Source organism: Candidatus Schekmanbacteria bacterium (assembly GCA_003695725.1).
Lineage (GTDB): Bacteria > Schekmanbacteria > GWA2-38-11 > GWA2-38-11 > J061 > J061.
This window is the reverse complement of the sequence record RFHX01000033.1, coordinates 1-7,160: the sequence shown is the minus strand read 5'-3', so window position 1 is coordinate 7,160 and position 7,160 is coordinate 1. Positions and strand designations below refer to the sequence as shown.

Annotated in this window: 10 protein-coding genes; all 10 read right to left on the bottom strand. The window is 39.7% G+C overall.

Annotation, left to right across the window (positions count from 1 at the left end; genetic code table 11):
• Positions 1-593 (bottom strand): arsenical-resistance protein (locus tag D6734_01310; GenBank protein RMF97800.1); only part of this gene is annotated, 593 nt, incomplete at its 3' end.
• Between the two features lie 13 nt (positions 594-606).
• Positions 607-2,376, bottom strand: a complete 1,770-nt coding sequence (arsA, locus tag D6734_01305; GenBank protein ID RMF97799.1) for an arsenical pump-driving ATPase — start codon at positions 2,374-2,376, stop codon at positions 607-609.
• Positions 2,376-2,735 carry an arsenical resistance operon transcriptional repressor ArsD gene (gene arsD / locus D6734_01300; GenBank protein ID RMF97798.1) on the bottom strand — a complete coding sequence of 120 codons (360 nt, stop codon included), beginning with the start codon at positions 2,733-2,735 and terminating at the stop codon, positions 2,376-2,378. The genes arsA and arsD overlap by 1 nt, the downstream gene beginning before the upstream one ends.
• 13 nt (positions 2,736-2,748) lie before the next feature.
• Positions 2,749-3,183 carry an arsenate reductase ArsC gene (locus D6734_01295; protein ID RMF97802.1) on the bottom strand — a complete coding sequence of 145 codons (435 nt, stop codon included), beginning with the start codon at positions 3,181-3,183 and terminating at the stop codon, positions 2,749-2,751.
• A gap of 8 nt (positions 3,184-3,191) precedes the next feature.
• Positions 3,192-3,572 (bottom strand): ArsR family transcriptional regulator, encoded by a 381-nt coding sequence (locus tag D6734_01290; GenBank protein RMF97797.1) that lies wholly within the window; start codon positions 3,570-3,572, stop codon positions 3,192-3,194.
• 97 nt (positions 3,573-3,669) lie between these two features.
• On the bottom strand, positions 3,670-3,903 hold the full coding sequence (locus D6734_01285; protein ID RMF97796.1) for a thioredoxin family protein: 234 nt from the start codon (positions 3,901-3,903) through the stop codon (positions 3,670-3,672).
• A gap of 65 nt (positions 3,904-3,968) precedes the next feature.
• Entirely contained in the window at positions 3,969-4,769 is an 801-nt protein-coding gene (locus D6734_01280; GenBank protein RMF97795.1) for a sulfite exporter TauE/SafE family protein, read from the bottom strand.
• Between the two features lie 38 nt (positions 4,770-4,807).
• Positions 4,808-5,431, bottom strand: a complete 624-nt coding sequence (locus D6734_01275; GenBank protein RMF97794.1) for a tRNA CCA-pyrophosphorylase — start codon at positions 5,429-5,431, stop codon at positions 4,808-4,810.
• A gap of 40 nt (positions 5,432-5,471) precedes the next feature.
• Positions 5,472-6,773: a hypothetical protein gene (locus D6734_01270; protein RMF97793.1), complete on the bottom strand. Its 1,302-nt coding sequence runs from the start codon at positions 6,771-6,773 to the stop codon at positions 5,472-5,474.
• A 56-nt stretch (positions 6,774-6,829) separates the two neighbouring features.
• Positions 6,830-7,150, bottom strand: a complete 321-nt coding sequence (locus D6734_01265) for an ArsR family transcriptional regulator (protein ID RMF97801.1) — start codon at positions 7,148-7,150, stop codon at positions 6,830-6,832.
• Positions 7,151-7,160 lie beyond the last annotated feature (10 nt).

The following is a 7,160-nucleotide window of genomic DNA, read 5'->3' as shown; positions in this document are numbered from 1 at the left end:
AGTCCGTCACTTCCACGGGCAAGATAACCCCATACAAGTACCATTGCAGTGCAGGGAGCAATACCAAGAAGAATACATCCTGCAAGATAGCTTCGCCACAGCGGCACTTCAAGCATTTTCATACCATTATGCATCACCACTGTGCCGGCACCGTGGGTAGCGCCGAGTGGAAGGTCAAGCCCAAAAGGCATCTTTACATAATCCATCGCCTCGGCGCCGATAAATCCTCTGAATACTATTCCAAGGAAAAAAAGGGCAATTGCATACATTGTAAAGGGTTTTATGCACCAGTTGACAAAGAGGGTCAAAAGTACAGGTTTCCCACTTTTACCTGCCTTCACCACTTCAGCAAAGTCTATCTTCACCATAATAGGATACATCATAAAAAAGAGACATATTGCTATTGGAATAGACACGACAGGAGCGCCGTTGACGAAGATTGACATACCATCCAAGGTTTTTGCCACATTGGGAGCAATTTTTCCCAAAACTATACCTGCAATTATGCAAAGTCCAACCCAGATAGTCAGATAGCGTTCAAAGATGCTTGTCATTCTTCTATCTTCAGTGTTATTGCAAACTTCGTTTCCCATATTCCCCCTCCTTTTAAACTGTTATCCTCTTCAAGTTATCAATTCCATATGTATCTTCTGTTATCCATGGTAGAATCAATGTCTTTGATGAGTGCTTATTTATAACCTCATTTATATAAGGAATTTCAGTCAACCCTTTTTGAAAGAGCAAGGGATCCTTTGAATCAGAAATTGCAAAACTCCTGTTGATAATCCAACCAAAAGGTTTAATGCCAGCCCGCAGAAGGTCATTCTGAAGATATGCCGCCTCATGCACAGGTGTTGCTTCAGCCAAAGTGACAATGAGAACGCAGGTAAAACTCGGATCCCTAATAAGAGGCAGAAGTTCTTTCACTTCTGAAGGCAAACCATCTGATGTTTTTTCAACTTCACGATGAAAGGATTGTGTTGAATCGAGAAGAAGCAAGGTATGCCCCGTTGGCGCAGTATCGAGAACTATAAACTTGTTTTTCCCCTTTGCCACTGTCCTTGCGAATGCCTCAAAAACAGCCACTTCTTCAATACATGGTGAACGAAGCTCCTCTTCAAGAAGTGCCATATCATTTTTAGACAGCTTCTCCCTATTCCTTTCAAGAATAGTACTTACATATCGATTGGTCTCTGCCTTAGGGTCGATTCTGGAAATTTCTAAATTTGGACAATCAGAATCTACTGTATATTGAATATGCGCTGCAGGATCGGTTGTTGAAAGAAGCACAGGATTACCTCTTTCAGCAAGAGAAACAGCTATAGCTGAGGCAATTGTAGTTTTTCCGACACCTCCTTTTCCCATTGTCATTATGACGCCATATCCTTTTGATTCAAGTCCATCGATGAATGAATGCCAATCCCAAGTTTCTTTCAAAATTTCTTTTACAAATGAATTCAATTTTTTGTAATCTGCCTTTTCAATTGCATCACCAGACTCTTTACAAATTTCTCTTAATGATTCTATCCCTATGATGCCTTTAGGACAGTAAGAAATCCGTGTAGAAGGAAGATTTTCAATTTCTTGTGGTATTTCTTCAAGCGCTTTTTGTGATTTTATCGCAAAGGCTTTTGCAATTTTATCATCTGAACCATTTTCAAAGATTGCATTAATAACAAGATGTTGATTTTTTATTCCCAATTCTTTCAATTCACGGCTTGCTTTCTCGGCTTCAAGTAAAGCTATTTTTTCTGCTGTAGCAACCAATACTAATAGAGTTTTTTCAGGGTTTTTCAGTTCACTTAGCACTTTCTCATAGAGTGCTTTTTGCTCTTTTAAGCCTGATACTGGACCTAAACAGGAGCTTCCTGTTTGATTTGTAGCAATAAAATCGTTCCATGCAGAAGGCAAATTCAAAAGACGAAGAGTATGTCCTGTTGGTGCAGTGTCTAAAACTATATGCTCATAATCACCTATAATATTCTCATCTCCAATAAATTTTGAAAATTCATTGAATCCTGCAATCTCTACTGTGCAGGCACCTGAAAGCTGTTCTTCCATCTGCTCAATTGCTTCATCAGGCAGTACTCCTCGATATGGTGAAACCATTTTTTCACGATACTGCTCTGCTGCTTTAATGGGATTGATATTCATTGCAAAAAGGTTTCGTAATCCTTTTATTTGCTGTGGTTTTGTAGTAACTTCTGTATTAAGCACTTCACTCAAGTTCGATGCTGGATCAGTGCTAATCAGAAGTACTTTCTTCCCAGAATCTGCAAGCCCTACAGCCACAGCGCAAGATATTGAAGTCTTGCCAACACCACCTTTGCCAGTAAAAAATATGAATCTTGGAGTTTTTTCCAATAGATTGTTCATCAGCTGCACCCGCAATCTTCAGAATCACAGCAAGAAGCATCTGACTCATCAACAGAAGCTATATTCAAAAGTTTTTCAAGCTCTGAAATATCGGGATATTCACCTGAAAAAACAACTTCATCATTAATAAAAAAAATAGGAAGAGCCTTTACTCCTTCCTTTTTCATCAAATTCGCGACAACTTTATTCTCTTTATATGCTTCTGGTTGTTGAGCTAGATTATATCGCTCCACCTTACACTCTTTTTCATTCAATCCTTTAAGAAAAGCTGCAAGCTTAACAAGTTTCTCATCAGGATTTGGTCCACATACTCCAGTAGAACAACATAGTGCTGGATCATAAATTTTTAGTGTCTTCATTGCTCTTCTCCTTTCATTTATTCAATGATTCCGGTAATGTTTCAACAAACTCTTTTATCTCATCTCTAACTTTGCGGTAGCAGTTGAGTTTTTCCTCTTGTGTTTCCTTTTTTTCTGCCATTTTTGGTGGGTCATCAAATCCAATATGAATAACTTTCGTTCTTCCGGGAAAAACGGGACATGTTTCCTGCGCATTTCCGCATAAAGTAACGACATAATCAAATTCTGTATTTTTAAATTCATCAATATGCTTTGATCGATGCTTTGAGATATCAACACCCGCCTCTGCCATCACTTTTACTGCATTGGGATTTAGTCCGTGTGTTTCCACTCCGGCAGAATACGCTTCTATTTCATCTGCTTTGAGATGGCGTGTCCACCCTTCAGCCATCTGGCTGCGGCAGGAATTTCCTGTGCAAAGAAAAAGTATTTTTATTTTTTGTTTCATTGTCTGTTTCAATTTTTTTTAGGACAGCACTTCTCACCGCGCTGTTTCCTGCAGATATCTTCTACATCAGTTGCAAGAATTTTTTTAAGCACCTTCCTGTCTCTCTCAATTTCCTCAGATTTCAATAACTCAGCTTTAATGCAGGAAAGCAAAGCATCTGACATCTTCCTATTTCTAATGCTGAAATAAATCCAACGCCCTTCCTTACGGCTTTTCAAAATCCCTGCATTGACAAGCTGGGATAGATGGCGTGAAACGCTTGCTCCTCTGATATTCAATAATTCTGTTATCTGACAGGCACAAAGTTCTTTATTTTCCATCAATGCCGCAATTATCCGCAGGCGGTTTTTGTCTGAAAGGCTTTTTATGACCTGCACTATTTTATCCATTTATATTTCTCTTAATATTATATTTAGCTAAATAACTAAATATTAGATAAAAGAAAAAAAGTCAATATCTTTTTTTATCCATTACGAAATGTCATACTTAACATAAAATTTTTTTCATTTCTTCAATCGAAGGCACCTTGCCTGCAACTTTTACTTCTCCGTCCACAATGAGCGCCGGAGTTGTCATAACTCCAGCTGATATAATATCGTGTAGGTCTGTCACTTTTTCCAATTCATAATCAATGCCTACTTCTTTTGCCGCCGCTTTTGCATTCGCCTCCATTTGTCTGCATCTAGCGCATCCTGTCCCAAGAATCTTTATTTTCCTCATTTTTACATCCTCCAATTTAAAATTGTAATCTCATAAATCGAAAACCCCCTCTCTTTCTGCCACTTCTACCATAACGCCTTAATTACCATTGAAATCGCAATAACAAAAAGAAACCAGCCAAAAGCCTTTTTCAATTTGTTTTTATCAATATTTACCGAAATGCGGCTTCCTATTTGGCTTCCGGCAATTACCGCAACAGCAAGGACAAGTGAAGTTATCCAGTCCCAATGTCCTTTTGCTATATGCCCTGCAAAACCGCCAAAAGCCGTTATCCCTATCATAAAGGCACTGGACCCGACTGCTATATCCATAGGAATTCCCAAGAGAATAACCATCAAAGGAACTTTCAGTATGCCTCCCCCCACTCCCAGCAATCCGCTTATTATTCCAGCTGCAAAGGACAGGGGCAAAGCCAGCAAAAGGTTAACACAATATGCTTCATTGTTGAGTACCCGCTTCCAGATGAACAATCCTTTAGAGTCCGTTTTATTTTCTTTCTTTCCCTTAAATGAGTTGATCATAAAAAACGCAGAGACAAAGATTACCCCTGCAAAGAGCAGGGAAAGGAAAACGCTTGAAAATTTTTCTGACCAAAACCCTCCTGCAAATCCTCCTGCACCTGTCGAAGTCTCCAATACCAAGGCAAGAGGCCAATCGATTTTTCCCGCTTTTCGAAAGACAAGAGAGGAAGATACGGATGCAGCCAATATGAGGAAAAGACTTGTTGTGGCTGCTGTATGAAAATCTATATTGAACCAAACTTGAAGAGGTGTGTAGATTACGCCTCCCCCTTGTCCCATCATCGAAAATATAATTGACACAAGGAAAAAAAGGGCAGACAAAATAAGTTGGGGATGTGCTATCATAATTTACTCTCGGATATATTCAGCAATGCTCTCATTTTTTATTCTCTGCTCGTTTCTGCGGTTTTTTCCCTGCAAGGGATACAAACTTTCTTGTCACCCAAAATGCGCCCGTAGTGCTCCACCGTCATTTCTCCGCAAATGTCACAAACAAACCCTTCGAAGGAATGGACGGGCTCTTCCCATTGCCATGAAACCACATCGCCAATATTAAATAATACTTCTTCAGGCGCACTCATCACTTTTTCCACGAGCGGTGCCACAATTTCATCAGGCACCTTGGATGCGGGAATGCCTTTTTGACGGTATTCGGTAAAAAATTCCGTCTTTTTATTTTCCTGCATTATCTCTGCTTTGGGGGACACTCTTACAGAGCGGCCTGTTTCTTTGTCAATCAATATTAGCCCCCATTTCCCGTAGTGGAGTTTGCTGATATTGCCCTTGCCAAATGTGCATCCCGTTATCACTTGCACACCATCAGCAAAACATGTGGCACAATGATTCTCGCCAATTTCTACAAAAGCCATTAACTGACCGTCCTTCGCACGTTCTACGCCAAGCTTGTTCATCGCTGCCTGGCCCGCACGAAGCCCCATCGGCATAGCAGGACATTTGTGACCATGCAATTTAAGTCCCACTTCATAAAAATCTTTTGCTTTTACCATTTTACTTCCTCCCAATGTTACAGGTTAATCATTTTTAGCTTTAACCGCTTATTTGTCCAAAAAGGATTCCACTTATCGTGGACATAACAATTACAAGAAATACGTAAACAATTGTTTTTTTTGTGCCTAACACTTTACGAATGAGAAGCATATTCGGCAGACTTAATGCCGGACCTGCAAGCAGTAAAGCCAATGCAGGCCCCTGTCCCATTCCGTTTTTAATAAGTCCTTGAAGAATTGGCACCTCAGTTAGCGTGGCAAAATACATAAATGCTCCTGCAAAGGACGCAAAAAAGTTTGCCTTCAGCGAATTGCCACCCACAGCAGTAGAAACCCATTTAGAAGGAATCAATCCTTCGTGCCCAACACGCCCAAGCAATACTCCTGCAATGAGTACACCAAACAAAAGCAAAGGCATAATCTGTTTGGCAAAAGCCCATGATGATGCAAACCATTCGGAAGTCTCGCCCGTATCCGTACTGGTGAAAAATGAAAGCCCTATTACCCCTGCCGTAAAGGGGATTAATGGAATTTCCGGGAAAATAAACACTAAAACAGCAACAGATAGCGCAGTAACTAAAACCTTCCACCATTTCAGTTCAAACCAAAAAACCAGCATAATGCCTAGCGCAGTCGAAAATAATGATGTCAATGTCCATTTTTCACTGTACACAAATGCCTGAAGCCCTCCGGACTCCAATGGTTTCCCCCAATTGGCAAAAACCAAGATTCCAACCATAGAAGCAAAATAAAGGATATTTTTCCAAAGAGGACGTCTGACTTCCTCACCTGACAAGGATGTTTCTTTTGGCGTCTTTATTTTCTCTTCTTTATGAAAAATTAAATGCATTATCATGCCTATAAGCACACTGAATAAAATGGCACCTATGGCGCGGGCAACACCTAACTTAAACCCCAATACACGCGCAGTAAGAATTATCGCCAATACATTTATGGCAGGACCGGAATAGAGGAAAGATACTGCAGGTCCGATTCCCGCTCCCATTTTATATATCCCCGCAAACAAGGGCAAAACAGTACAGGAGCAGACTGCAAGAATCGTTCCGGAAACAGATGCAACGCTATAGGCAAGAATTTTATTTGCATTGGCCCCGAAATATTTAATTACGGAAGATTCACTTATAAAAACAGATATAGCGCCTGCGATAAAAAAAGCAGGCACCAGGCAAAGGAGTACATGCTCCCTGGCATACCATTTGACGAGATGCAAAGCCTCTAAAACTGCATTATCAAAATCTTTGTTGCCAATAGGCATATAGAAGCAAAAAATAAAAATCGTCATGATCAATACCAACTTTTTCCATTCGTCTTTCCAATTCATAACAACCCCTTATATATTGTTATTTGGTAAAATTACCAAATAAAGAGCAAAAAAAACTATTTTATCAACGCCATATGATAATCAGCATTGGATTTAATAACATCTTCAATACATTTTACGAAATTTATGATGCATGGCACCTTAAGCCTATAAAATACCTGTTTTCCGCGCTTCTCGTCATCAACAATACCCGCTTCTTTTAAAATAGATAAATGTTTTGAAATGGTCGAAAAATCAACATTAATAGAATCAACAAATTCACAAACGCAATGTTCTCTTTCTGCCAGTTTCTCAGTTATATACAAACGTGTGGGATGTGCTAACGCCTTCACTATTTTTGCTTTCGCATTGTAGAGAGCTTTACTTTTTTTGTTCATTTTTTTCTTT

Excerpts from the sequence above, each read along its gene's own strand:
- arsA (RMF97799.1), bottom strand. The coding sequence starts at position 2,376 with ATGAACAATCTATTGGAAAAAACTCCAAGATTCATATTTTTTACTGGC.
- arsD (RMF97798.1), bottom strand. The coding sequence starts at position 2,735 with ATGAAGACACTAAAAATTTATGATCCAGCACTATGTTGTTCTACTGGA.
- D6734_01295 (RMF97802.1), bottom strand. The coding sequence starts at position 3,183 with ATGAAACAAAAAATAAAAATACTTTTTCTTTGCACAGGAAATTCCTGC.
- D6734_01290 (RMF97797.1), bottom strand. The coding sequence starts at position 3,572 with ATGGATAAAATAGTGCAGGTCATAAAAAGCCTTTCAGACAAAAACCGC.
- D6734_01285 (RMF97796.1), bottom strand. The coding sequence starts at position 3,903 with ATGAGGAAAATAAAGATTCTTGGGACAGGATGCGCTAGATGCAGACAA.
- D6734_01280 (RMF97795.1), bottom strand. The coding sequence starts at position 4,769 with ATGATAGCACATCCCCAACTTATTTTGTCTGCCCTTTTTTTCCTTGTG.
- D6734_01275 (RMF97794.1), bottom strand. The coding sequence starts at position 5,431 with ATGGTAAAAGCAAAAGATTTTTATGAAGTGGGACTTAAATTGCATGGT.
- D6734_01270 (RMF97793.1), bottom strand. The coding sequence starts at position 6,773 with ATGAATTGGAAAGACGAATGGAAAAAGTTGGTATTGATCATGACGATT.
- D6734_01265 (RMF97801.1), bottom strand. The coding sequence starts at position 7,150 with ATGAACAAAAAAAGTAAAGCTCTCTACAATGCGAAAGCAAAAATAGTG.